Genomic DNA, 24,370 nt, shown 5'->3' with positions numbered 1-24,370 from the left:
CGCTCACCTCGCGTCGAGCAGGGCGTCCTCGTCGTCGGCATCGCGGTCGCGGGGGAGCTTGCGCGAGCGGTGCAGGGCGATCGGGTCGACGCGGCGGCGGCCCTCGTCGGCGCGCACGGGCGCGGCGGCGGGAACGATGTCGTCATCGTCGTCTTCGGCGTCCTCGCGGCGCAGGCGCCGTTCGCTCACGATCACGTAGGTGATGAACCCGAAGCCCATGAGGGCGAAGAGGATCCACTGGATCGCGTACGACAGGTAGGGGCCGGGATCGTTGCTCGGGGGGTCGACCGTCAGCGGCGCGGTGGCCGGGGCGGGGGTCTCGGACATCAGCAGTCCGTACGCGCCGGGCTCGAGGGGGCCCGTCTGCTCGGCCACGAGACCGAGGTTGATGGTGGGAACCTGGCCGGCTTCCGCGGTGCGGCCCGACGTGGGGGCGGCCTCGCCCGGACGGAGGCGGACCTCGACGGTCACCTCGCCGGACGGCGGGTCGGGGATGTCGTCGGGGAGCGACTGGCTGTTGCCGGGCGGGAGCCATCCGCGGTCGACGAGCAGCGTGCGTCCGTCGTCGAGGCGGAAGGGCACGAGCTGCTCGTAGGCGGCGGAGCCGCCGTGGGCGCGGTTGCGCACGAGGAGCTGTTCGTCGGCGAGGTACCGGCCCTCGAGGCGCACGGGCCGCCACTCGTCGGAGGGGGTGAGCTCCGCGCCGGGCGCGAGCAGATCGCCCAGGGCGACCGGGGTGGCGTCGTAGTTGTTCGCCACGAGTTCTAGCTGTTCGCTGCGCTCGGCATTGCGCGAGAACTGCCAGTTCGACAGGAAGGCGCACGCGATCGCGAACAGGATCGCCACGCCCACGTACATGGCCCAGCGCGCGGCGGCGGGGGTCTCGCGGGCGCTCACGCCGCACCGTCCCTCTGCCGCGTCTCGCGCGCGCTCACCTGCAAGATTTCGGCCACGCCTTCCAGCGTACGTCGATCGGCGGCGTGCGCGAGTTCATCCCGCGTCTCGCGCGAGGGCGGCGACGTCGACGGGAAAGTCCCGGGCGTGGAGGAACTCGCGGAGGTAGGCCACGTGGGCGTCGCAGGCGACCCAGGTCTTCCTGCGGTCAGCGGCGTGGATGCGGGGATTGCGCCAGCCGATGACCCAGACGGCGGTGTCACGGCATCCGGCCCGCGAGCACTCAGCGGCGGCCTCGGTCACGACCGGTCGTCGCGCGGCGGGGCGAGACGCGGGCTCTCGGCGATGCGGATGACGAGCGGCTCGTCGGCGGCGGGAGCCGGCGTCGGCGCCGCCGCCCGCGGTGCGTCGATTGCGCGTTCGGGGTTGATCGCGGTGCTCGGTGCTGCGTCCTGGCCGACGTTCGCCACGATCACGGCGAGGTAGGGCAGGAAGATCGCCCCCGCGGCGAACACGAAGGTGTACCAGCCGTAGGGAGTGATGACCGCCATCGCGATGAAGCAGGCGATACGGATCCCCATCATCACCATGTACTTGGTGAAACGGGAGTCGGCGTCGTCCCGGGGTGCCTTCGGGAGCGACGTCGCGGATTGGGCACGGGACGGTGTCTTCACAGTGAGACCACAGTACGCCCGTCGCGACGGCACGGGGTGAGGGGATGCCACGTCTGTTCGACGTCGTGACAAGCGCGTCGCCCCCTCCCCGTGCGGTCGGCGCGGAAGGTGCCGCGGCCTCAGGAGTATCGCGACCCGGGTGCGCTCGCGAGCGCTCCGATGAAGATCGCGAACGCGATGATGGCCAGCACGCCGAGGGCGAGCGTGGCGTAACCGATGATCACGCCGGCAAGGGCGAGGCCGCGGCCCTTCTCTCCCCGGGACTTGATCTGCGAGAGCGAGATGTGTCCCATCACCACCCCGGCGATCTGGCCGATGACCGGCAGCACGAACACCCCGGCCAATGACGCGATGAACGAGACGATCGCGAGGGTGTTCGTGCGCGCTGCGGCGTAGCCGTAGCCGTAGGCGGGCGCGCCGTAGGCCGCGGTCGCCTGGTCGTACGCGGGTGCACCGGAGGGGGAGTCGTACGCCGGGGCTCCGTACGCGGGGGCGCCGTAGGCGGGTGCGCCGTAGGTGGATGCCGCGTCGCCCGCCACGTCGTAGGGCGGGGTGGCGGGAGCGCCGTACGCCGGGGCGGCCGGGGCGGAACCGTACGGCGCGTCGGGAGCGGCACCGGGGGCCGGAGCCGGGGTTGCCGGGGCCTCGGAGGCCGAACCGGATGCCGACGGGGCGCCGTCGCTCGGCGCGGCGTTGCCGCCGTCGAACGGGCTCGCACCGGGAGAGGGGTCGCCCGTCGGGGGAGCGTACGGCGATACCGGCACCCCGGAGGCGTCGGCGCTGGCGTCGGACGAACCGGCGGGCTGGTTCGGGTCGGTCGTGCGGTCGTCGCTCACGGGGTCCCTTTCATCGTGCGTCGCTCCAGAGTTCCAGCGCCGCTCGGGCCGTGTCAAACCTCGGGCCTCGCGGGAAGCGGGCTGTGGTGTGGTGAGGGCGCGCGGAGAGGTGGCGTCGGGTTCCCCCGCGCCCGTCGTCGTGGGGGCCGTGCTCCGTGCCGGTGCTCCGCGGCCGCGCCTCGAACCTGCACCCCGAGCCCGAGCCCGAGTCCGAGCCCGAGTCCGACCCCGGGCCCGACCCCGACCCCGACCCCGGGCCCGACCCCGACCCCGCGCCCGGCACCCGCGCTCCGCGCCTCACGCCTGCGCCCTGCGCCTCACGCCCGCACCCACCCCCGCGCTCCGCGGCCCGGACGTCGGCTCGGTAGGCTGAGTCGGTTCCGTCCCTCGCAAACGCAGGAGTCTCACCCATGTCTCAGGACCGCGTCGTCGTCGTCACCGGTGGAAACCGGGGCATCGGTCGTGCCATCGCCGAGCGGTTCGTCGCGGAGGGCTGGCGCGTCGCCGTCACCGCCCGCTCGGGCGAGGGCCCCGAGGGCACTCTCACGGTGCGCGCCGACGTCACCGACGCCGCCGCCGTGGACGCCGCCTTCTCGCAGGTGGAGGCCGAGCTCGGACCGATCGCCGTGGTCGTGGCCAACGCCGGCGTCACCAAGGACACTCTGCTGCTGCGCATGACCGAGGACGATTTCGACAGCGTCGTGAACACGAACCTCGGGGGAGCGTTCCGCGTGGTCAAGCGTGCCTCGAAGGGCATGCTGAAGGCACGGTGGGGCCGCGTCATCCTCATCTCCAGCGTCGTGGGACTGTACGGTTCGGCGGGTCAGATCAACTACGCGGCGTCGAAGAGTGCCCTCGTCGGCTTCGCTCGTTCGCTCACGCGCGAGCTCGGGGCGCGCGGCATCACCGCGAACGTCGTCGCTCCGGGCTTCATCGAGACCGACATGACGGCCGAGCTTCCGGCCGACACGCAGGCCGACTACAAGAAGAGCATCCCCGCGGGGCGCTTCGCCTCTCCCGACGAGGTCGCCGGTGTCGTCACCTGGCTCGCCGGCGATGACGCCGCCTACATCTCGGGCGCCGTGATCCCGGTCGACGGTGGCCTCGGCATGGGGCACTGACGAGGCAGGACCCCCGTCGCGCGACGATCGACCCCGTCCCGCGTCGGTATCGGCCGGCCCCTCAGCGGATCGCCGCGTCGATCGCGCTCGCCAGCGCATGCGGCTGAGCGAACTGCGGCCAGTGACCGCCGGGCAACTCGACGATCTCGAGGTCGTCGATCGCGTTCATCTCGGCTGCCCACGGAGGTGACCCGGCGAGCGTCGCGCGCAGGTCATCGGCCGAGAGGGTGCACGTCACGACGGTGACCGGGATGCCGTGACGGCGGTCGTCGTGGAGCGAGATCGGGTCGGTGGGGATACGCGCCGGAACGGAAAGCATCTCGTCGTCGGCTCGCCGGCGCGCGTCGACGTCGAGGTCGGCGATCTCGACCTCGTCGAACGAGGCCCAGCCGGGGAAGGGCACGACGCCGTCGACGACCGCGAACTCCCAGATCCCTGCGCCGTCGGTGGGAGCGAACGTGTCGACGAGGATGACGCGTGCGACGCGCTCGGGGCGTGCGTCGGCCGCGCCCCAGACGACGTTGCCTCCTCCGGAGTGCCCGACGATTACGACCGGCTCGTCGCCCTGATCGATCACGCGGGTGACGTCGGCGATCCAGTCGGCGATACCGAAGTGCGCGGAACCGCTCGCGGCGATGCCCACGCCCGGCAGGGTGAGAGCTCGCGGACGGTGACCGGAGCGGGTGAGGTCGTCGGCGACCGTGTCCCACGACGACGCGGTCAGCCAGAGCCCGGGAACGAGGACGATCTCCATGCCTCGAGGGTAGGACGCCCCACCGACATCGGCCAGGGGCGCCCGGACGCGGGGCGCGGTGTGCCGGAGCCCGGTGCCGTCGACGGGCTCGCCCACCTCGTCGCTCGCCCGCACGCGGGATCACGCGGGCGTGTGTGAGCCCCGTTACGTCAGCGCGGCAGCAGCGTGATGACCTGGGCCAGGTCGACGTCGCCGATCACGAGGTCGGCGCGCTCGCGCACGGCGGGCTTGGCGTTGAACGCCAGCCCCAGGCCCGCGGTCGCCATCATCTCGAGGTCGTTCGCGCCGTCGCCGATCGCGAAGGTGAGCGAGAGGGGCACGCCGTGTTCCGCCGCCCAGGCGCGCAGCGTCTCGGCCTTCGCCGTGGCATCCACGATCGCGCCGTCGACCTCGCCGGTGAGCGCGCCGTCGGCGGTGACGAGCCGGTTGGCACGCCAGACGTCGACTCCCAGGTCGGGGGCGACGGTGTCGAGCACCTCGTGGAACCCGCCCGACACGACGCCGACGACCCCACCGCGCTCGTGCACGGCGGCGATGAGTTCGCGCACGCCGGGCGTGGGTTCGATGCGGGCGATCGCCCGGGCGAAGGCCTCGGTCGGCACGCCCGTGAGGGCGGTGACCCGCGAGCGCAGGCTCGTGGCGAAGTCGACCTCGCCGCGCATCGCGGCCTCGGTCGCCGCGGCCACCTCGGTACCTCGGCCGGCTTCGTCGGCGAGGAGTTCGATGACCTCGTTGCGGATCAGGGTGGAGTCGGCATCGAGCACGACGAGGAATCGGGCGGGCGCAGGCACGCGCTCGACCCTAGCGGGTCGGACCCCGGGTCCCGCGTCGCGCGGCGTCACGCGCGGTGCCGTCACCGGCATCGCCGCGTAGGCTTTCGCGGTACCCCGAACCCCTCAGAAGGGACCCTCCATGGCCGATGTCGAGAGCTTCACCCTGGATCACACCGCCGTGCTGGCGCCCTACGTGCGCCTGATCGGCACGGAGTCGGGCCCGCGTGGCGACGTCATCTCCAACTTCGACCTGCGCCTCGTGCAGCCGAACGAGCAGGAGATCCCCACGGCCGGGCTCCACACGATCGAGCACCTGCTCGCGAGCCTCGTTCGCGACCGCATCGAGGGTCTCATCGACATCTCGCCGTTCGGATGCCGCACCGGCTTCCACGTCATCATGTGGGGCGAGCCGGCGGTCGCCGACCTCGTCGACGCCATCACGGGCTCGCTGCGCGCGATCGCCGACGACGTGCAGTGGGACGACGTGCCCGGAACCGACGCGTTCAGCTGCGGCAACTACCGCGATCACAGCCTGCACAGCGCCCGCGAGTGGTCGAAGGTCGTGCTCGAGAAGGGCATCAGCCGCGACGCGTTCGCGCGCGTGGGCGTCTGATCTGACGTCGGTGCGGAGGCGGTGATCAGCCGCGACGCGTTCGCGCGCGTGGGCGTCTGAGCGTCGCCCCATAAGAACGCGGAAGGGCGGTGACCATCGCGGTCACCGCCCCTTCCGGCATCCAGGATCCCGGCATCCGGGGTCTGGATCACGCTCACGCGTGGACGTGCACGTCCTTGCCGACGACGGTGATGCCCGTCTCGGTGACGGTGAAGCCGCGCGCCAGGTCGCGTTCGCGGTCGACACCGATGGTGGCGCCCGGTTCGAGCACGACGTTCTTGTCGAGGATCGCGCGGTGGATGCGGGCTCCCGCGCCGACCTGCACGCTGTCGAACAGCACCGAGTCGGTGATGGTCGAGCCGCCACCCGCCAGGGCCCAGGGGCCGACGACGCTGCGCTCGAGGTGGGTGCCCGAGAGCACCGAACCGAGCGAGACGATCGAGTCGATCGCGTTGCCGATGCGTCCGACCGAGTCGCGCACGAACTTCGCCGGCGGGGCGTTGAACGTCTGGGAGTAGATCGGCCAGTCGGTGTTGTACAGGTTGAAGATCGGCAGGGTCGAGATCAGGTCCATGTGGGCGTCGTAGAACGACTCGATCGTGCCCACGTCGCGCCAGTACGAGCGGTCGCGCGGCGTGGAGCCCGGAACGTCGTTGCGCTGGAAGTCGTAGACGGCCGCTTCGCCGCGGTCGACGAACCAGGGCACGATGTCGCCGCCCATGTCGTGCGCCGAGGTCGGCAGCTCACCGTCGTGCGTGACGGCTTCGACGAGCGCATCGGCGTCGAAGATGTAGTTGCCCATCGACGCGAGCACCTCGTGCGGGGCGTCGGCGAGACCGGTGGGGTTCTGCGGCTTCTCGAGGAACGCGCGGATCTTCGTGGGGTCGGTCGGATCGGTGTCGATCACGCCGAACTGGTTCGCGAGCCCGATGGGCTGACGGATGCCGGCCACCGTGGCGCGCGCGTCGGAGGCGATGTGCGCGTCGAGCATCTGCTTGAAGTCCATGCGGTACACGTGGTCGGCACCGATGACGGCCACGATGTCGGGCTTCTCGTCGCGGATGAGGTTCATCGACTGCAGGATCGCGTCGGCCGAACCCGAGAACCATCGCTTGCCGAGACGCTGCTGCGCCGGCACCGACGCCACGTAGGCGTTCAGCATCGGTGACATGCGCCAGGTCTGCGAGATGTGGCGGTCGAGGCTGTGCGACTTGTACTGCGTGAGCACGACCAGCTGACGCAACCCCGAGTTGATGAGGTTGGAGATGGCGAAGTCGATCAGGCGGTACTGACCACCGAACGGCACGGCGGGTTTCGCGCGGTCGGCCGTGAGGGGCATGAGACGCTTTCCCTCGCCGCCGGCGAGGATGATTCCGAAGACCTTCGGCGCTGCAGGCATGGCACCACACTAGGGGTCGAAAACTCCCGCGACTACACGCGGCGCGTCGCTTGACGGGTGTACTACCGTTCGTGTCATGCGCGTCGACATCGTGACCAAGGAATACCCGCCGGAGATCTACGGCGGTGCGGGTGTCCACGCCACCGAACTGGTGCGCGCGCTGCGTGCCGAGGGCACCGAGGTGCAGGTCCGCGCCTTCGGTGCGGCGCGCGACGAGGACGACACGACGTCGTACGGCGTCCCGGCGGAGCTCTCCTCCGCGAACGGCGCGATCCAGACGCTCGGCACCGACCTCGAGATCGTCTCCGACATCGCCGGCGCTGACGTCGTGCACTCCCACACCTGGTACGCGAACTTCGCCGGGCACCTCGCGTCGCTGTTGCACGGCATCCCGCACATCGTCACCGCGCACAGCCTCGAGCCGCTGCGCCCGTGGAAGGCCGAGCAGCTCGGCGGCGGCTACGCCGTGTCGAGCTACATCGAGAAGACCGCGTACGAGGGAGCCGCCGCGGTCGTCGCGGTGAGCTCGGGCATGCGCGACGACATCCTTCGCAGCTACCCCGCTCTCGACCCCGCCAAGGTGCGCGTGATCTACAACGGCATCGACACCGAGTCGTGGCATCCGGTGTCGGACGACGCGTTCCTGTCGTCGGTCGGTATCGACCCCGCGCGGCCCTCGGTCGTGTTCGTCGGGCGCATCACCCGTCAGAAGGGGCTGCCCTACCTGCTGCGCGCGGCGGAGCAGCTGCCCCCCGAGGTGCAGCTGGTGCTGTGCGCGGGGGCGCCCGACACCCCGCAGATCATGGCCGAGGTGCAGGAGCTCGTGCGTGGACTGCAGGCCACGCGCGACGGGGTCGTCTGGATCGACCGACTGCTGCCGCGGGGCGAGCTGTGCGCGATCCTCACCTCGGCGACGACGTTCGTATGCCCCTCGGTCTACGAGCCGCTGGGCATCGTCAACCTCGAGGCCATGGCGTGCGGTGCCGCGGTCGTCGGCACGGCGACCGGGGGGATCCCCGAGGTCGTCGTCGACGGCGTCACCGGCCGTCTCGTGCCGATCGAGCAGGTGCAGGACGGCACGGGCACTCCCGTCGACCCCGAGCGCTTCGTCGACGACCTGGCCCGCGTGCTCACCGAGGTGGTGACGGATGCCGAGACCGCCCGCGCCTACGGACAGGCCGGTCGCCAGCGCGCCATCGACGACTTCAGCTGGGCGGCGATCGCCGAGACCACGGCGGCGCTGTACGCGGAGGTGGCGGGGAAGTAGCGGATCGGCGCCGGCGGGTGCGCGCGGTACGCCGAGGTCTCGGGCCTCGCGGTGCCGCGGCGCCTCACCGCGCGAGCCGCGTCGCACCCGGCCCGGCGGGTCGGGGCCAGTAGGCTAACCCCATGCCGCAGGTGCTCGAATTCTCCGATGTCGTCGTCCGCCGCAACGGTCGGGACATCGTGTCCCACCTCGACTGGACGGTCTCGGATGACGAGCGCTGGGTCGTCCTCGGACCGAACGGCGCCGGCAAGACCACGGTGCTGCAGCTCGCCGACACGCTCCTGCATCCCACCTCGGGCTCCGTCACGATCCTCGGCGAGCAGCTCGGGCGCACCGACGTGTTCGAGTTGCGTCCGCGCATCGGTTTCGCCTCGTCGGCGATGGCCCGCCGCGTTCCGCCCGAGGAGAGCGTGCTCGACGTGGTGCTCACCGCCGCGTTCTCAGTCGTGGGGCGCTGGCGTGAGGACTACGACGACATCGACGAGCGACGCGCGCTGCGGGTGCTCGCCGAGTGGAAGCTCGACCACCTCGCCGACCGCACGTTCGGCACGCTCAGCGACGGCGAGCAGAAGCGCGTGCAGATCGCCCGAGCCGTCATGACCGACCCCGAACTGCTGCTGCTCGACGAGCCCACGGCCAGCCTCGACCTCGGCGCGCGCGAGGAACTGCTCGCGCTGCTGTCCGGATACGCGCAGGCCCCTACGACGCCCGCGATGGTGATGGTGACGCACCACGTCGAGGAGATCCCCGTCGGCTTCACGCACGTGCTGCTGTTGCGCGACGGCGAGGTCGTGGCATCCGGACCCCTCGATGAGGCCCTCACCGCCGAGAACCTCTCGTCGACGTTCGGGCTGAACATCACGCTGACGCACGAAGCCGGCCGCTACGCGGCGCGCGCGGTCTGAGCGCGACGGCGTTCGCGCGCGGGCCTGGTAGACTCTTCCGTTGGTGCCTACGGCGCCGCCGACTTTGACGTCCTGGCAGAATCCAGGGCACCACTTCTCAAAGGACCTCCCATGCAGACTGACATCCACCCCACGTACAAGGCCGTCGTCTTCCGCGACCTCGGTTCGGGCGACACCTTCCTGACCCGTTCGACGGTCTCGAGCGACAAGACGATCGAGCTCGACGGCGTGGAGTACCCCGTCATCGACGTGGAAATCTCGTCGGCCTCGCACCCCTTCTACACGGGTAAGCAGCGCATCATGGACTCGGCCGGTCGCGTCGAGAAGTTCAACCAGCGCTTCAAGAACTTCGGCGGTCGTTGATCCCCACGGATCCGTCGCGAAAGCCCCTCGTCCTTCGGGACGGGGGGCTTTTTTCGTTCCGTCAGCGCGGTGCGGCGGGGAGGTGTGCTGTGGGAGCGAGGGGGCGTGTGGTGCGAGCGTGGATCCGTTGGGTGCGAGCGAGGAGTCCCGCGGTGCGAGCTCGGGCTTGTCCGACCGTGCTCTAGCGTTGAGGTGTGGCTGGTGTAGGAGAGGTGGCGGTGGAAGAGCTGCCCGGGTTCGTGGCCCTCGAGTGGCGCGAGTTTCGCTACGTGCAGGTTGCCGAAGCAGCGGCGTCTTCGCGGGGATGGTTCCATGACCTCCTCGATGTCGCTGAGACTCTGCCACTGCCCGCCGAAGGTGGTTGCGTCGAGGAGCGGGTACTCGTTCGCACTCCGGATGGCTTGGTGTTCGCCGGACTCTCTTATCGGGGCGACATCGAAGGGTGGCGGCGGTACGTTGAGGCGATCGCGCGTCATCGGCACTGTGTGATTGCCTTGATCGAAGGCAACGAGTTGGCCTGTAGTGACGGTCGTCGGTATCGACTCGCGGACTGTATCCGGTGGTTTGCATAGTCGCCAGCGCCGGTCTGCCGGGGCTGTTGCGGCGTTCGCTTCGGTCTACTGGACTCCGGTCAGATGGTTGGTCCAGGCGATGACTGCGTTGAGGACGGCGACGGAGCGCGCGGGCCACGCGAAGCTGCTGCATCAGTGGCAGGAACATTGCCATCCGGTGACGCCAGGTCCACGCCGTCTGCCAGGGTCCAGACGCCCCGAACCTTCGTCAGACATGCCCTAGCCGCGCGGCACGAGCGAGCCAGACCGTTCGTACGCTCCCAGGTCGGCGCGCCGGTCGGTCCACATCCGCTGGTCGCTGCGGACGGCATCCACGAGGGCGGGATCGATGTCGGCGATGGCCACCCCCTCGCGTTCGGTGACGTCGGCGATGCGGCGGCCGAGGGGGTCGAAGATCGCCGAGCCGCCGATGAAGTCGCTCGGGGCTCCGACGAGACCGCTGTAGACGACGTAGATGCCGTTGTCGAGCGCGCGTGCGGCCAGGTGCAGGTCGCGACGGCGTTCGCCACCGGGGAAGTACGCTCCGCTGTTGAGGTAGACGGTGGCCCCTGCGGCGGCCGCGGCGGCAGCGTGCTCGGGGAAGTTCGCGTCGTAGCAGACCGACAGGGCGAGCTCGACGCCGCCGACGTCGAAGGAGTATCCATGTGTTCCCGGGGTGAAGATCGCCCTCTCGGGTGCGTGCAGGTGCTGCTTGGCGTAGGCGGGGTGAGGGGCCCGACCGGGGGCGATCAGCAGGTCGGTGAGAGTGCGGTGCTCGCCGGACTGGAGCGCGGTGTTCACGACGGCGATGACGCCGGTCCCGTTGACGGCGCTCTGCAGCGGGTGTAGCCAGGCGAGGTCGTCGAGGTGCGGCAGGGCGCCCGCGAAGACGGTCTCGTCGTATCCGGTGAGGAACGCCTCGGGGAAGACGACGACGTCGGCTCCTTGAGCAGAGCCCTCGGCGACGAAGCGGGCGGCACGAGCGACGTTGCGCTCGAGCGCGCCGGGAACGGCCTCAGCCTGGACGGTGGCGATGCGGCAGGTCACGGGGACAGTCTGGCAGGGAGGTGCGGGGGACTCGCGGCTATACAGGCGGGGCGGGGGTGGTGTGCGTGACTGGCGGCCTTGCGGGCGGGGCTGGGGTGGTGTGGGGGACTGGCGGCCGTGCGGGCGGGGCGGAGGTGGTGTGTGCGACTGGCGGCCTCGCGGGCGGGTCGGGGGTGATGCGCGTGACTCACGGTTTCGCGGGAGGGCGGGGGTGGTGTGCGCGACTCGCAGCCTCGGGGGCGGGGTCGGCGGGGTCGGGGGTGATACGCGATGGCCGCCGTTCCTAGAACGGTGGGGGATCGGTGCCGTAGGTGCCGCCGAGGGGAGACGTCCAGGCCGTGGGGCCGCCGGTCGTGTGCGCGATGTCCCATCGCGACTCGTGGCGTAGGCGATGGTGATGTCGGCACTTCGGGTCGAGGTTGTCGTCGTCGGTGGTTCCGCCGTCGGCCCAGGCGGTGAGATGGTCGATGTCGCAGTCTCGGGCCGCTCGGCCGCAGCCGGGGAAGACGCAGGTGGGCGAGGTGACGCCGAGCCACCGCCGCAGCGCGGCGGGAACGCGATAGGTCTTGCGGTCGAGAACCAGCGGCGCCCCGGTGACGGGGTGGGTGAGGAGACGGATCCACGACGTGGCGGTGCCGGCGAGCCGCCGGGCCGTGTCGAGGTCGATGGGGCCGTAGCCCTCCAACGTCGCGGGCTCGGTGTCGGCGCCGAGAAGGGTGAGAGCGGGAATGGTGACGACGACGGTCGCCGGGGGAGCCGCGCGGAAAGTGCGCGGTGCTGTCCCTGACGTCGGCGCGCCGGCCGGGCGCGCCTCGGTGGCCGTCGTCGCACCCTCAGCCGGAACGGGCGCCTCATCGCTCGTCATCGTGACGAGGTCGGCGAACGCATCCGCTCGCAACTGCGCCAGCGTGCGGTCTTCGTCGTCGCGCGAGCGGAGGTGACGGGCCGCCTGATCGAGCGTGGACATCACGGCTCTCGCCCGATCGGCGGGCAGGAGCGCGTGCAGCGTGGCCATGCCGTCGAGCTCGGGGGTCATCCATACGGCACGGTCGTCTGCGGCGCGACGATGCCGGGTTTCGAGGGACTCGGCGTGGACGCGCTCGCGCACCGCCCTCGCCGCGACGAAGAACTTCGCGGGCGGGAGGATCAGCGCCCGGGCGCACGCCTCATCGTCGAAGCGGTGGAAGGCCGCCGTATCGCCCGCGGGGAGCGTCGACGCCAGGCGAGCCGCGTCGACGGCGTGCTTCTCGGATATGCGACCGTCGCCGAACGCCGCCCAGAGCTGCGGACAACCGCCGACAAGCGTGCGTGCGTGGGCGGCGCGCGTTCGCACGGTCTGCTCCGAGAGGTGCAGCCGCACCGCGATCTCGGCGACGGCGGCGCGTTCCGCGAGGTCGACGCGGTCGCGCCGCACGGCCCGGGGCGTCCGCCCGCGGGCGTCGATCCAGGCGCGGTCGAGCGTGGGGTCGGGCCCGACCCAGGGCGCCGGGTCGAACGCCGCGTCGTCGAGGACCGTGAGAATCAGCCGGTACTCCTCGGCGGTCGCCCGCTGGCGCTCGCTCACGACGGTCTCGAGATGCCCCAGCCGCGCGTCGAGGTCGGAGGCCGCATCGGCCGCGCCGTGACCCCGATCGTGCGGGCTGTGGATCTCGAGGGGCGCGTCTTCATCGGTGGGTTCTGGCGCGGCATCCGTCCACCACTCGACGTCGCCGCACTCGCGCAGCGCTGCCCACTCGGCATCCAGGTCGAGGTCGTCGTCGGTCGGCCACGGCACCCCGTCGCACGCCCGGAACACCGGCGTCGGCCGGTGAGCGGGACGTGCGGTTCGGGTCATGGGAGAACGGTATCGGGGACCTCCGACATTGGCTGGCGGAGGGATGTCGCGGCGCGGGGATCGATGCGGGAGGACCGTTCGCGTGGTCCGGCGGAGCCAGGGCGATGCCGGGGAGCGGGCAGAAGTCGGCTCAGGCGGCGCGGCGAGCGGGATGGATGCCGGAAGGCCCCGGAGTAGCCAGGCTCGAGGTCACAGGATCAGCCAGGCCCATCGAGCGGAGCAGCCGCAGATCAGCGGACCGGCCGTGCCCCGCCGCTCGGCGCAGCTGCAGATCTACGGATCGGCCATGCCCCGTCGCGAAGAGAGCCGCACACCAACGGATCGGCCCGGCCCCACCGAGCGGAGCAGCCGCAGATCAGCGGATCGGCTGTGCCGCGTCGTGAAGAAAGCCATACCCCCGCGGACCGGCCCGGCCCAACCGAGCGGGGCAGGCGCAGATCAGCGGACCGGCCGTGCCCCGTCGCTCAGCGCAGCTGCAGATCTACGGATCGGCCGGGCCCCGTCGCGAAGAGAACCTCACCTCAGCGGATCGGCCACGCCCCGTCGAGCGGCGCAGCCGTGGCATCCAGCCGGCCGATCTTCACGAAGTACTCGCTGAGGCTCGCCGCTTGCGCGCGGGCCCAGGCGATCTGGCGGGTGTGCAGTTCGTCGAGGGTGGGTGGCATCCAGGGGCCGAACTTCTCGGCGAGGGCCAGGGCGAGACGGCCCGCGGCGACCGCGTCGGCGCAGGCCTCGTGGGCGGATTCGAGCGGAACGGCGTAGTGCTCGGCGACGACCGACAGCGTGCGCTTGCCGCGCCGGTACCGGTCGTACGTCTTGTCGACGACGAGCGGGTCGATCACGGGCGCGGGGGAGTGGATGGGCTCGACACCGTGGCGCAGGGCCTCGTACTTGAGCATCGAGAAATCGAACGGGGCGTTGTAGGCGACGACGGGGATGCCGGCGGCGAACAGCGCGCCGAGCGCTTCGACGACCTCGGCCACCACGCGCGGGGCGGGGTCTCCCTCGGCGCGCGCGTGCGCGGTGGTCACGCCGTGGATCGCGGCCGCACCCGCGGGGATCTCGATGCCGGGATCGGCCAGCCAATCGCGGGCGTCGACCACCTGTCCGTCGGCGTCGAGCACGCCGACGTGCGCGGTGACGATGCGGTCGTTCACGACGTCGACACCGGTGGTCTCGAGGTCGAAGACGCCGACGACACGCGTCCACTCGGGAGTCTGGAAGAGCGGGAGCGGCTCGGCCTGCCACAGGGTCATGCGCCCACGGTAGAGCGGGGCTCCGACATGGCCGCCGAGGCGCGCAGGCCCGAAAGCGAAGAGGCCGGGGTCACGGGGTCCGGCGCCCGAGCCCGCTCCGCCCGGCACGGCGATGTCGGACCCTGCTCGTAGACTTCACGGATGCCGAACCCCTATGCCGCGCAGCTCGCCGAGATCCCCGTCGTGCGGCGCGAGGTCGCCCTGCTCGGTGGAACCACGGCGTACTGGGTCTACGGCGACGACACCGCGACGACGACGATCGTGGCGGTGCACGGGTTCCGCGGCGAGCATCACGGGCTCGATCCGGTCGTGGCGCATCTTCCCGGCATCCGGGTCATCTCGCCCGATCTCCCCGGCTTCGGTGAGACCGCCCCTCTCGTCGGGCACGCGCACGACCTCGACACGTACGCCGAGTGGCTGCGGCAGTTCGTCGAATCCGTCGCTCCGGATGCCGTCGTGCTCGGCCACTCGTTCGGATCCATCGTGGCGTCGGCCGCGGTCGCCGGTGGGCTCTCCACCCCGAAACTGATCCTGGTGAACCCGATCGGGGCGCCCGCGCTCGAGGGGCCGCGGGGGATCCTCACGCGTCTCGCCGTCTTCTACTACCTCGCCGGGGCGAAGCTGCCGCGCCCGGTGGGCGAGGGGCTGCTGCGCAACGGGATCATCGTGCGCGTGATGAGCAACGCCATGGCGAAGACGCGCGACCCCGCGCTGCGCCGCTTCGTGCACGAGCAGCACGACGAGTACTTCTCGCGGTTCGCCGACCGCGACGTGCTGCACGAGGCGTTCGTGACGAGCGTGTCGCACGACGTGCGCGCCTTCGCGCCGCGCATCGCCCAGCCGACTCTGCTCATCGCCGCCGAGAAGGACGACATCACGCCGATCGAGGCCGAGCGGCACCTCGCGACGCTCTTCCCGAACGCCGAGCTGGTCGAGATCCCCGAGGTCGGGCACCTCATCCACTACGAGACGCCCCGGGCGGCGGCATCCGCGATTCGGGAGTTCCTCGCCTAGGCGCAGAGGTGTCGCGGTCCGGCGGGCACTTTGTCGACGGGGCCGCGCGCGGTGTCAGGCCGGCGGGTCGGCCCTGCGCGTCGGTGGGCATCTCGTCGACGGGGCCGCGCGGTGTGTCAGACCGGCGCGTCGGCCTTGCGCTTGCGGTACGCGTTGACGTTCATGCGGTTGCCGCAGTTGCCCGCGTCGCAATAGCGCTTCGATCCGTTCTTCGAGAAGTCGACGTACACGCCGTTGCAGTCGTCGGCGTCGCACACCCGCACGCGCCCGTACTCATCCGCGCGGATCACATCGACGAACGCGAGCGCCGTCTCGACGAGGATGCGCGTGGCCAGCGGATCGGCCGGGTCGCTCGCGTGGATGTGCCAATCGAGCCCGTCGTGCCGAACGAGCTGAGGAAGGGCACGGCCGTCGGCGAGCATCGCGTTCACGAGGGGCACCGCTCCGTCGCGGTCGACGCTCCAGAGGGGCAGCAGGCGTCCCCGGATGCCGCGGACGGCGGCGAGCTCGCCCGCGTCGCGGGTGCGGGATCCGGTGTACCCGTGCCGCTCGATGAAGGCCTCGAGGTCGGACACGTCGGTGAGCGTGTCGGCACCGCTGGTGTCGGTCTGCGGCAGGGTGTTGACGAGTTCCACGGCGGCGCGCAGCACGAGCTCCGTGTCACGAATGAAGATCATGTTGACTCCTGACATATCGAGGTCGTACTGTCACGAGTGTAAACCTTCTTCACTCCTGACAGCAGGCATCGCATGACCACGTCGTCCGTCACCCTCCCGCGCCCCACGCATCGCGGATCCAGCGCCGTCACCGGCCTCGCGATCGCGGTCGCCTCGGCCCTCGCCTTCTCCTCCAGCGGCCCGTTCGTCAAACCGCTGCTCGACGGCGGGTGGTCGCTCGGCGCGGTGCTGCTCGTGCGCATGGGCGTCGCCGCCCTGCTGCTCTCGCCGGCGCTCCTGCTCGCGATCCGACGGCAGCGCGGGTTCCTACGCCGTCACGGTTTGCTGATCGTCTCGTTCGGTCTCACCGCCGTCGCCGGGTGCCAGCTGTTCTACTTCGCCGCCATGCAGCGCATGCCCGTCGCCGTGGCGCTGCTCATCCAGTACATCGCCCCCGTGCTGATCGTCATCGCCGTCTGGGTACGCACGCGCCGTGCGCCGTCGAGAGCGGTACTGATCGGCTCGGTCGTCGCGATGGCCGGCCTCGTGCTCGTCGTCGACATCAGCGGAGCCCGGTTCGACCTGCTCGGCACGATCTTCGCGCTGTGCGCGGCCGTCTGCGCGGCGGCGTACTTCGTCATCGCCGGACGCGCGGGCGACGACCTCCCCCCGCTCGCCCTCGCCGCGGGCGGCCTGCTCACCGGCACGCTGCTCATGGGCGTGCTCGTCGGCACCGGGGTGCTGCCGTTCGCCGCGCCCTCGATCACGGTGACGCTGGCGGGGCTGGAGCTCCCCGGCATCCTGCCCCTGCTGTGGGTCGGCGCGGTCGCCACGACCGTGGGGTACGCGCTCGGGGTGATCGCGGTGCCGCTCATCGGGTCGAGGCTGGCGTCGTTCGTCGGGCTCAGCGAGGTGCTCTTCGCCCTGGGCTTCGCGTGGCTGCTGCTCGGTGAGACGCCCGCCCCGATCCAGTTCGTCGGCGGAGCGTTGATCCTGGTCGGGGTCGTGCTCGTGCGATTGGATGCCGCGAGTCCGGCCGAGCGGAGCGCCGAGACGGCGAGCATCCCGGTGGTGCCGTCGCCGTAGGGCGGTGCGGCGGTGTGGGGCCGGTGCGTGAGCGCAGCCTGACCCGCCCGCCCCCGACCTAGATGTCCTCGCGCGCCAGCTGCATGAGCGGACCCACGCGGTAGCCGATGACCTCGCCCATCACGAGCGAGGTCTCGGTGCGCTCGACGCCCTCGATCGCGAGGATGCGCGCGTCGGTGTCGAAGAGGTGCTGCGTGTCGCGGCAGGCGACGCGCACGAGAAGGTCGACCTGGCCGCTGAGGCCGTGAGCCTGCAGCACCTCGGGCACCTTCGCGAGCTCCGCGCGGATCGCCGGCAACTCGGCCTGGCGCACGGTCACCTGCAGGAACGCCTCGATCGGGAAGCCCAGGGCCTCGGCCGACAGCGTGCGCTCGTACGACAGGAACACCCCGCCGCGTTCGAGGCGGCTCATGCGCGCCTGCACGGTGTTGCGCGAGAGGCCGAGCTTCTCGGCGAGTGCCACGACGGTGGCCCGCGGATCGGCGGCGAGGGCGCGGAGGAGGTCGAGGTCGACCGCGTCGAGCTTGCTCATGCTGCGAAACATTAGCAGCGGCGCGACCGTTCGCAATGGGCAGTGTGCTCAATATGACGGCGAGGTCTTGAGCGGGGTGCATTCCGCGCGTACGGTCGGCCTCGTCGGCGACGCTGCCGGCACCCGGACCGCCGACGCTCCCACGAGGGGCCTGGCCGCACCTGGAGGGATGACGATGACGTACACCCAGACGCAGGATTCTTCGATCGGAAGAGCGCGCCACCACGACGATGAGGACGCCCTGCGGCTCCTGGAATCGGATGGGACCCGCGTCGCCGAGCCGACGCTCGATCCCTGGGTGAGCGACCTGTCTCCGCACGAGCTGCGGGCCCTCCACCGCGACATGGTCCTCACCCGCCGCCTCGATGCCGAGGGCGTCGCCCTGCAACGCCAGGGGCAGCTGGCGCTCTGGGCCCCGTGTCGCGGACAGGAGGCCACGCAGGTCGGAACCGCGCACGCTCTCGCCCCGGGCGACTTCGTCTTCCCGAGCTACCGCGAGCACGGTGTGCTCCTCGGCCGCGGCGCCCAGCCCGCCGACTACGTGCTCGCCTGGCGCGGCGAGGAGCACTCGGCCTACGACCACACGACCATCAACGCCGCCCCGCCCCAGATCATCATCGGAGCCCAGTCGCTGCACGCGACCGGGTGGGCGATGGGTGCGCAGCGCGACGGCTCCACCGACGTCGCCGTCGCGTATTACGGCGACGGGGCCACGAGCCAGGGCGACGTGAACGAGGCCATGGTGTTCGCCTCGTCGTTCCGCGCCCCCGTGGTGTTCGTCTGCTCGAACAACCAATGGGCGATCTCCGAGCCCGTCACCGTGCAGTCCGAGTTCCCCCTCGCGGGCCGGGCGCCGGGGTTCGGCATCCCGAGCCTGCGGATCGACGGCAACGACGCGCTCGCCTGCGTCGCGGCGATGCGGTGGGCGCTCGACCGCGCGCGCCGCGGGGAGGGACCCTCGTTCATCGAAGCCGTGACCTACCGCATGGGCCCGCACACCACCAGCGACGACCCCACCCGGTACCGGGAACCGGGCGAGGTCGAGGCTTGGGCGGAGCGCGACCCTATCGCCCGGCTCGAGGCGTACCTGCGCGCCGAGGGGATGCTCGACGACGGCGGCCTCGCCGAGGTCGCCCGTGCCGCCGACGCCCTCGCCGCCGAGGTGCGCGCCGCGTGCATCGGAGCCACCACCCGGGCACCCGAGACGATCTTCGACCACGTCTACGCCGAGCCGCACGCGGGGCTCGCGCAACAGAAGGCCGACTACGCGCAGTACCTCGCCGGATTCGAGGTGTCGCGATGACCGCCCTCACCCTCGGTGCCGCCATCAACGCCGGCCTGTCCGAAGCTCTCGAGAGCGATGACAAGGTGCTGCTCATGGGCGAGGACATCGGCAAGCTCGGCGGGGTCTTCCGCGTGACCGACGGCCTGCAGAAGCGTTTCGGCGCGCAGCGCGTCGTCGACACCCCGCTGGCCGAAGCGGGCATCGTCGGTACCGCCGTCGGACTCGCCCTACGCGGCTACCGGCCCGTCGTCGAGATCCAGTTCGACGGTTTCGTCTACCCCGCGTTCGACCAGATCGTCTGCCAGGTCGCCAAGCTGCACTACCGCAGCAACGGGCGGATCCGGATGCCGCTCGTCATCCGCATCCCGTGGGCAGGCGGCGTGGGCGCCGCCGAGCACCACTCCGAGTCTCCCGAGGCGTACTTCGTGCACACCGCGGGGCTTCGCGTCGTGGCCGCCAGCAACCCGCAGGACGCCTACGTGATGCTGCAGCAGGCCGTGGCATCCGATGATCCGGTCATCTTCTTCGAACCCAAGCGCCTCTACCACTCCAAGGGCGAGGTCGACCTGGACGCCGACCTCTCGGACGCCCCGCCCATGCACCTCGCCCGCATCGCCCGCGAGGGCACCGACGCGACGATCGTCACCTACGGCGCGCAGGTGCGGACGGCACTCGATGCCGCGCTCGCCGCGGAAGACGAGGGGATCTCGCTCGAGGTCGTCGACCTGCGTTCCCTGTCGCCCCTCGATCTGAACACGATCGCGGCGTCGGTGCGCAAGACCGGCCGGGTCGTCGTCACCCACGAAGCCGCCCGCGAGGCAGGTCTCGGCGCGGAGCTGGTGGCGAGCATCACCGAGCAGTGCTTCGAGTACCTCGAGGCGCCGCCGATGCGGGTCACGGGCCACGACATCCCCTACCCGCCGTCGAAGCTCGAGAAGCACCACGTGCCCGACCTGGATCGCATCCTGCACGCGGTGGACCGGGTGCTCGATCGCGGAGCGGGTGCGGTCACAGCTGCCGCGACCCCCGCCGGAGTCCGCATCGACGGGGGTGTCCGATGATCGCCGAGTTCCTGCTGCCCGACCTCGGTGAGGGACTGCCCGAGGCCGAGATCGTGCAGTGGCACGTGGCGGAGGGCGACGACGTCACCCTCAACCAGACCATCGCCGAGGTCGAGACGGCGAAGGCCATCGTCGAGATCCCCTCGCCGTACGCGGGCACCGTGCAGGGACTGCACGCCGCCGCCGGCGACGTCGTGGCCGTGGGGGCGCCGCTGGTGTCCTTCGCCGTGACGGGGGCCGACGATGAGCCCGACGCCCCCGCGGCCGCTGCGGGACGGGCCGTCGAGACCGTCGTCGAGGCGCCCGTCGAGGCTCCCGCCGACGACATCGCCGCCCGCGCGACCCCGAACCTGGTGGGCTACGGCGCGGCTCCGTCGTCGGGCGGTCGCCCCCGGCGGCGAGCGCGCGGCGTCACCGCGACCCTCGACGCCGACGCCGCCGTCGACACCGCGGTGCGCGAAGCCGCCCCGCACGACGTGCTGCGCACGGGCCCCATCGATCTGCCGATGGAGCGTCCGCGCTCGACACCGCCCGTGCGCAAGCTCGCGAAAGACCTGGGCGTCGATCTCGTGCTCGTCGCCGCCGCCCACCCCGGTGAAGCGGTCACGCGCACGCACGTCGAGGAGTACGCCGCGCGCGCGGACTCCTCCCTCGCCTCCACTCCCACGTCGACGGTCCCCCCGGCCTCGTCTCCCGGCGCGCGCGAGACCCGCACGCCGATCCGCGGAGTGCGCAAGCACACCGCCGCGGCGATGGTGCGCAGCGCCTTCACCGCACCGCACGCGACGACCTTCCTCACGGTCGACGTCACCGCGACGACCGAGTTGCTGGCATCCCTGAAGCACGATCGCGCCCTCGACGGTCACCGCATCGGAGTGCTCGCGATCGTCGCGAAGGCCGTGTGCCTCGCCCTCGGGCGTACGCCGGCGCTGAACGCGCGATGGGACGAGGCGGCGGGTGAGATCGTCGAGCACCACTACGTCGGCCTCGGCATCGCCGCGGCGACCGAGCGCGGGCTGGTGGTGCCGGTGATCCCGGATGCCGACGGCCTCGACCTCGTCGACCTCGCCGACGCGATCGCGGAACTCGCCGCCACCGCGCGGGCCGGGCGCACCTCGCCGGCGGCGATGACGGGAGGCACGTTCTCGATCACCAACGTGGGCGTGTTCGGCGTGGATGCCGGCACCCCGATCCTCAACCCGGGGGAGGCCGGCATCCTCGCCGTCGGGGCCGTTCGCCGCACGCCGTGGGAGCACCACGGCGAGATCGCGCTGCGCGACGTGCTGACGCTCAGCCTGTCGTTCGACCACCGTCTCGTCGACGGCGCCGAGGCGGCCCGGTTCCTCACCGACGTCGCCGGCGTGCTGCGCGAACCCGGGAGGGCGATGCTGCTGCGGTGAGCCCGAGCTGAGCGCTGGGGTGGCGGGCGCGTCGAGTGTCCAGGACACGCCGGGGAGGGGCTCCGGCCTGCGGCGTGTCCTGGACACTCGTGCGCGGGTGTGGTTCGGATTCGCGGCCGTGCGGCGTCGTGAGGCGGGTCGAGTGACCCGGGCAGGCGGCGCAGGGTTCGACGCCGAGTGGCGTCGTGACACAGGTTGAGTGTCCAGGACATGCCGCGAGTGGGCTCCGGCGTGCGGCGTGTCTTGGACACTCGACAGGGGGCGGGGCGAATGAGGCGGGTTCGACGCCGGGCGGCGTCGTGACACGCGTTGAGTGTCCAGGACATGCCGTGTGAGGGCTCCGGCGTGCGGCGTGTCTTGGACACTCAACAGGGTGGAGGCGGCGGGCGGGTGACGAGGCGCGGGGCGACGCGCGGCACCGCGCGAGGGCGCGCCAGGTCGCCAACGCCGCGAGGGCGCGTCAGGCCGTCAACGCCGCGAGCGGGCGTCAGGCCGTCAACGCCGCGAGGGCCATGCGCGTCAGCGTGGGGCGCACGCGAGCGGCCGCCACCCCGCGCACGCTGTGCGGGGTCGAGTTGATCAGACCGAAGCAGGCCAGGGCGCGGACGCGACGTTCGGCGGGGGTCTCGGCATCCGGGTCCGCGTCGGCGAGAGCCGCGGTCCACACCGAGACGTACGCGTTCTGCAGGTCGCGGACCGTACGGCGGTCGGCGGGTGAGAGGCGGTCGAGGTCGCGGTCCTGCACGCGGATCACGTCGGCCTCGGCGAGCGCGAACGCGACGTGGAAGTCGACGAGGGCGCGGAGCAGCGGTGCGCCCGGATTCCGCTCGGACGGGGAGTCCCCGGATGCCGAGCGTGCACGGCTGCGGGGATCCTCGGCGACACGCCGGTCGAGGGAGCCGTCGCCCGATGTGTCGTGAGGGGTCTCCGCCGTTGTGCTCGGGGTCGCGGGGTCCGACACCGCCGCGGTGACGGCACGCCCGCCGTGGAGGAGCCGCTCGCTGACGTCCACGAGGATCGCACCGAGCAGCGCCTGCTTGCCGGAGACGTGGCGGTACACCGCGGGGCCGCTGACCCCGACGGCGGCGCCGATGTCTTCGAGGGTCACGCCGTCGAAGCCGCGCTCGGCGAAGAGACGGGCGGCGGCCGCGAGCAGCGCCGCTCGGCGATCGGCCTTGGCGCGGTCGCGCGCGGTGCCCGGGCGCGCTTCGCCGACGTCGGCCGAGGGCTCGTCGCGCGCTTCGTCGGCGCGGGCGGAGGGCTCGTCGCGCGCCTCGCCGGCGTCGGCCGGCGGCTTCCCGTTCGCTCTTGTCATCGGCATCCCATCGGGCTAGCCTGAAATCTCAGTTAGCCAACATTAACTGAAACCCTTCCCCGGGGAACGACCCCCCGCCGGGAACGACGATGCCGTCGACGATGCGGCATCGAGACGGAGCCGCCATGAGCACAGCACCGGTTATCGATTCACACTCGCCCGAGGCGACGAGCGACGCCGCGCCCACGCAGCGCTCCCTGGCCGCCGAGCTCCGCGACACCCTCGCCCGGGCCGCGCGCGGGGGATCGGATGCCGCCCGCGAACGCCACACCGCGCGGGGCAAGCTCCTCGCCCGGGACCGCATCGACCGCCTGCTCGACGAGGGCAGCCCCTTCCTCGAGGTCGCGCCTCTGGCCGCCCACGGGCTCTACGACGGCGGCGCCCCCGGGGCGGGCATGGTGGCGGGGATCGGTCTCGTGCACGGGCGCCACGTGATGGTGCTGGCCAACGACGCCACCGTGAAGGGCGGCGCCTACTTCCCCCTCACGGTCAAGAAGCACCTGCGCGCCCAGGAGATCGCGCGCGACAACCGTCTGCCCTGCATCGCCCTCGTGGACTCGGGCGGGGCGTTCCTGCCGATGCAGGACGAGGTCTTCCCCGATCGTGAACACTTCGGTCGCATCTTCCGCAATCAGGCGCAGCTCTCGGCCCTCGGCATCCCGCAGATCGCCGCTGTGCTGGGCTCGTGCACCGCGGGAGGCGCGTACGTGCCCGCGATGAGCGACGAGAGCGTGATCGTGCGCAACCAGGGCACGGTGTTCCTCGGCGGACCGCCCCTGGTGAAGGCCGCCATCGGTGAAGACGTCACCGCCGAGCAGCTCGGCGGGGGAGAGCTGCACGCGCGCCGCTCCGGAGTGGTCGACCACCTCGCCGACGACGACGCGCACGCGCTCGAGATCGTGCGCGACATCATCGCCACCCTGCCGCCGACTCCCGCGCCGGTGTGGGAGGTGCTGCCCGCGGTCGCACCCCGACGCCCGGCGGAAGACCTGTACGACCTCGTCCCCGTCGACGTGTCGCACCCCGTCGACATGCGCGCGATCATCGACACCCTCGTCGACGCGGACTCCCTGCACGAGTTCAAGGCGCTCTACGGCGAGACCGTCATCACCGCCTTCGCGCGCCTGCACGGCCACCCGGTCGGCATCATCGCGAACGACGGGGTGCTGTTCAGTGAATCCGCGCTGAAAGCCGCGCACTTCATCGAGCTCGCCGACCAGCGCGGCATCCCCCTGCTGTTCCTGCAGAACATCACCGGGTTCATGGTGGGCCGCGACGCCGAGGCCGGCGGCATCGCCAAAGACGGCGCCAAGATGGTCACCGCCGTCGCCACTACGCGGGTGCCCAAGCTCACCGTGCTCGTGGGCGGCTCGTACGGCGCGGGCAACTACGCGATGTGCGGGCGCGCGTACGATCCGCGGTTCCTCTGGACCTGGCCCGCGAGCCGCATCTCGGTCATGGGCGGCGCGCAAGCGGCATCCGTGCTCTCGACCGTCACGCGCGATCAGCGCGCCGCCCGCGGCGAGGAGTGGACGGATGCCGACGACCAGGCGTTCCAGAAGCCGATCCGCGAGCGCTACGACGAACAGGGCAGCCCGTATTACGCCACCGCCCGCCTCTGGGACGACGGCGTGATCGACCCCGCCGACACCCGCACGATGCTCGGGCTCGCGCTCGACGTCGTCAGCCGGGTGCCGCTGGCCGACCGGGGCTTCGGCCTCTTCCGGATGTGAT

The 24,370-nt window shown here is 71.6% G+C and carries 25 protein-coding genes; 12 read left to right on the top strand and 13 right to left on the bottom strand.

Features of this window, described 5'->3' with window-relative positions:
• Nucleotides 1–3: 3 nt before the first annotated feature.
• The 4 genes from BJP65_RS02035 to BJP65_RS02020 all read right to left on the bottom strand — a co-directional run bounded on the left by BJP65_RS02035 (nt 4) and on the right by BJP65_RS02020 (nt 2,404).
• The gene (locus tag BJP65_RS02035; RefSeq protein ID WP_070409806.1) at nt 4–858 is read right to left on the bottom strand and encodes an SURF1 family protein; all 855 of its coding nucleotides are present in this window, start codon (nt 856–858) and stop codon (nt 4–6) included.
• A 132-nt stretch (nt 859–990) separates the two neighbouring features.
• Complete coding sequence (locus tag BJP65_RS02030) at nt 991–1,197, bottom strand: hypothetical protein (protein ID WP_070408059.1); 207 nt, start codon at nt 1,195–1,197, stop codon at nt 991–993.
• A complete protein-coding gene (locus BJP65_RS02025) occupies nt 1,194–1,568 on the bottom strand; it encodes a DUF3099 domain-containing protein (protein WP_083285659.1) in 375 nt (124 codons plus the stop codon). Before BJP65_RS02025 ends, BJP65_RS02030 begins: the two co-directional genes overlap by 4 nt.
• A gap of 119 nt (nt 1,569–1,687) precedes the next feature.
• Nucleotides 1,688–2,404 (bottom strand): DUF4190 domain-containing protein, encoded by a 717-nt coding sequence (locus BJP65_RS02020; RefSeq protein ID WP_258027513.1) that lies wholly within the window; start codon nt 2,402–2,404, stop codon nt 1,688–1,690.
• Nucleotides 2,405–2,814: 410 nt separating this feature from the next.
• Here BJP65_RS02020 and fabG point away from each other — a divergent pair, with 410 nt between their 5' ends.
• Nucleotides 2,815–3,525 carry a 3-oxoacyl-ACP reductase FabG gene (gene fabG / locus BJP65_RS02015; protein WP_070408058.1) on the top strand — a complete coding sequence of 237 codons (711 nt, stop codon included), beginning with the start codon at nt 2,815–2,817 and terminating at the stop codon, nt 3,523–3,525.
• 61 nt (nt 3,526–3,586) lie between these two features.
• Here fabG and BJP65_RS02010 read toward each other — a convergent pair whose 3' ends face one another.
• Both BJP65_RS02010 and serB read right to left on the bottom strand, forming a co-directional pair.
• The gene (locus tag BJP65_RS02010) at nt 3,587–4,279 is read right to left on the bottom strand and encodes an alpha/beta fold hydrolase (protein ID WP_070408057.1); all 693 of its coding nucleotides are present in this window, start codon (nt 4,277–4,279) and stop codon (nt 3,587–3,589) included.
• A 149-nt stretch (nt 4,280–4,428) separates the two neighbouring features.
• Nucleotides 4,429–5,070, bottom strand: coding sequence for a phosphoserine phosphatase SerB (gene serB / locus BJP65_RS02005; RefSeq protein WP_070408056.1), 642 nt, complete (start codon nt 5,068–5,070; stop codon nt 4,429–4,431).
• 121 nt (nt 5,071–5,191) lie between these two features.
• Here serB and BJP65_RS02000 point away from each other — a divergent pair, with 121 nt between their 5' ends.
• A complete protein-coding gene (locus tag BJP65_RS02000; RefSeq protein ID WP_070408055.1) occupies nt 5,192–5,665 on the top strand; it encodes an S-ribosylhomocysteine lyase in 474 nt (157 codons plus the stop codon).
• Between the two features lie 154 nt (nt 5,666–5,819).
• Here BJP65_RS02000 and glgC read toward each other — a convergent pair whose 3' ends face one another.
• On the bottom strand, nt 5,820–7,064 hold the full coding sequence (gene glgC, locus BJP65_RS01995) for a glucose-1-phosphate adenylyltransferase (RefSeq protein WP_055837638.1): 1,245 nt from the start codon (nt 7,062–7,064) through the stop codon (nt 5,820–5,822).
• A 76-nt stretch (nt 7,065–7,140) separates the two neighbouring features.
• On the opposite strand from glgC, the gene glgA reads away from it, so the two are divergent.
• The 4 genes from glgA (at nt 7,141) to BJP65_RS16435 (ending at nt 10,171) form a co-directional block, all read left to right on the top strand.
• Nucleotides 7,141–8,331 carry a glycogen synthase gene (gene glgA / locus BJP65_RS01990; protein WP_055837635.1) on the top strand — a complete coding sequence of 397 codons (1,191 nt, stop codon included), beginning with the start codon at nt 7,141–7,143 and terminating at the stop codon, nt 8,329–8,331.
• A 122-nt stretch (nt 8,332–8,453) separates the two neighbouring features.
• The gene (locus tag BJP65_RS01985; protein ID WP_055940109.1) at nt 8,454–9,236 is read left to right on the top strand and encodes an ABC transporter ATP-binding protein; all 783 of its coding nucleotides are present in this window, start codon (nt 8,454–8,456) and stop codon (nt 9,234–9,236) included.
• A gap of 111 nt (nt 9,237–9,347) precedes the next feature.
• Nucleotides 9,348–9,599, top strand: coding sequence for a type B 50S ribosomal protein L31 (locus BJP65_RS01980; protein WP_055837630.1), 252 nt, complete (start codon nt 9,348–9,350; stop codon nt 9,597–9,599).
• A gap of 218 nt (nt 9,600–9,817) precedes the next feature.
• Nucleotides 9,818–10,171 carry a hypothetical protein gene (locus BJP65_RS16435; protein WP_156784786.1) on the top strand — a complete coding sequence of 118 codons (354 nt, stop codon included), beginning with the start codon at nt 9,818–9,820 and terminating at the stop codon, nt 10,169–10,171.
• Between the two features lie 219 nt (nt 10,172–10,390).
• Here the strand turns inward: BJP65_RS16435 and BJP65_RS01975 are convergent, their stop codons facing one another.
• From BJP65_RS01975 to BJP65_RS01965, 3 genes are all read right to left on the bottom strand, one after another.
• A complete protein-coding gene (locus BJP65_RS01975) occupies nt 10,391–11,197 on the bottom strand; it encodes a carbon-nitrogen hydrolase family protein (RefSeq protein WP_083285657.1) in 807 nt (268 codons plus the stop codon).
• Between the two features lie 283 nt (nt 11,198–11,480).
• Nucleotides 11,481–13,031, bottom strand: coding sequence for an HNH endonuclease signature motif containing protein (locus BJP65_RS01970; protein WP_083285656.1), 1,551 nt, complete (start codon nt 13,029–13,031; stop codon nt 11,481–11,483).
• Nucleotides 13,032–13,552: 521 nt separating this feature from the next.
• On the bottom strand, nt 13,553–14,287 hold the full coding sequence (locus BJP65_RS01965) for an exonuclease domain-containing protein (RefSeq protein ID WP_055940114.1): 735 nt from the start codon (nt 14,285–14,287) through the stop codon (nt 13,553–13,555).
• Between the two features lie 141 nt (nt 14,288–14,428).
• On the opposite strand from BJP65_RS01965, the gene BJP65_RS01960 reads away from it, so the two are divergent.
• Nucleotides 14,429–15,301 (top strand): alpha/beta fold hydrolase, encoded by an 873-nt coding sequence (locus tag BJP65_RS01960; RefSeq protein ID WP_070408053.1) that lies wholly within the window; start codon nt 14,429–14,431, stop codon nt 15,299–15,301.
• A 116-nt stretch (nt 15,302–15,417) separates the two neighbouring features.
• Here the strand turns inward: BJP65_RS01960 and BJP65_RS01955 are convergent, their stop codons facing one another.
• Nucleotides 15,418–15,978, bottom strand: coding sequence for a CGNR zinc finger domain-containing protein (locus BJP65_RS01955; protein WP_070408052.1), 561 nt, complete (start codon nt 15,976–15,978; stop codon nt 15,418–15,420).
• 72 nt (nt 15,979–16,050) lie between these two features.
• Here BJP65_RS01955 and BJP65_RS01950 point away from each other — a divergent pair, with 72 nt between their 5' ends.
• On the top strand, nt 16,051–17,043 hold the full coding sequence (locus tag BJP65_RS01950) for a DMT family transporter (protein WP_070408051.1): 993 nt from the start codon (nt 16,051–16,053) through the stop codon (nt 17,041–17,043).
• Nucleotides 17,044–17,101: 58 nt separating this feature from the next.
• Here BJP65_RS01950 and BJP65_RS01945 read toward each other — a convergent pair whose 3' ends face one another.
• Complete coding sequence (locus BJP65_RS01945; RefSeq protein ID WP_055837611.1) at nt 17,102–17,575, bottom strand: Lrp/AsnC family transcriptional regulator; 474 nt, start codon at nt 17,573–17,575, stop codon at nt 17,102–17,104.
• 175 nt (nt 17,576–17,750) lie between these two features.
• Here BJP65_RS01945 and pdhA point away from each other — a divergent pair, with 175 nt between their 5' ends.
• The 3 genes from pdhA to BJP65_RS01930 are packed head-to-tail and all read left to right on the top strand — an operon-like array spanning nt 17,751 to nt 21,321.
• Nucleotides 17,751–18,878 carry a pyruvate dehydrogenase (acetyl-transferring) E1 component subunit alpha gene (pdhA, locus tag BJP65_RS01940; RefSeq protein ID WP_070409803.1) on the top strand — a complete coding sequence of 376 codons (1,128 nt, stop codon included), beginning with the start codon at nt 17,751–17,753 and terminating at the stop codon, nt 18,876–18,878.
• The gene (locus BJP65_RS01935) at nt 18,875–19,921 is read left to right on the top strand and encodes an alpha-ketoacid dehydrogenase subunit beta (protein ID WP_070408050.1); all 1,047 of its coding nucleotides are present in this window, start codon (nt 18,875–18,877) and stop codon (nt 19,919–19,921) included. The genes pdhA and BJP65_RS01935 overlap by 4 nt, the downstream gene beginning before the upstream one ends.
• A complete protein-coding gene (locus tag BJP65_RS01930; RefSeq protein ID WP_070408049.1) occupies nt 19,918–21,321 on the top strand; it encodes a dihydrolipoamide acetyltransferase family protein in 1,404 nt (467 codons plus the stop codon). The genes BJP65_RS01935 and BJP65_RS01930 overlap by 4 nt, the downstream gene beginning before the upstream one ends.
• A gap of 487 nt (nt 21,322–21,808) precedes the next feature.
• Here BJP65_RS01930 and BJP65_RS16185 read toward each other — a convergent pair whose 3' ends face one another.
• Complete coding sequence (locus BJP65_RS16185; protein WP_083285915.1) at nt 21,809–22,636, bottom strand: TetR/AcrR family transcriptional regulator; 828 nt, start codon at nt 22,634–22,636, stop codon at nt 21,809–21,811.
• A 125-nt stretch (nt 22,637–22,761) separates the two neighbouring features.
• Between BJP65_RS16185 and BJP65_RS01920 the strand changes: the two genes are divergently transcribed.
• Nucleotides 22,762–24,369, top strand: coding sequence for a carboxyl transferase domain-containing protein (locus tag BJP65_RS01920; RefSeq protein WP_083285655.1), 1,608 nt, complete (start codon nt 22,762–22,764; stop codon nt 24,367–24,369).
• Nucleotide 24,370 lies beyond the last annotated feature (1 nt).

The organism is Microbacterium sp. BH-3-3-3, assembly GCF_001792815.1.
GTDB lineage: Bacteria > Actinomycetota > Actinomycetes > Actinomycetales > Microbacteriaceae > Microbacterium.
This window is presented reverse-complemented; position numbering and strand designations above follow the sequence as displayed.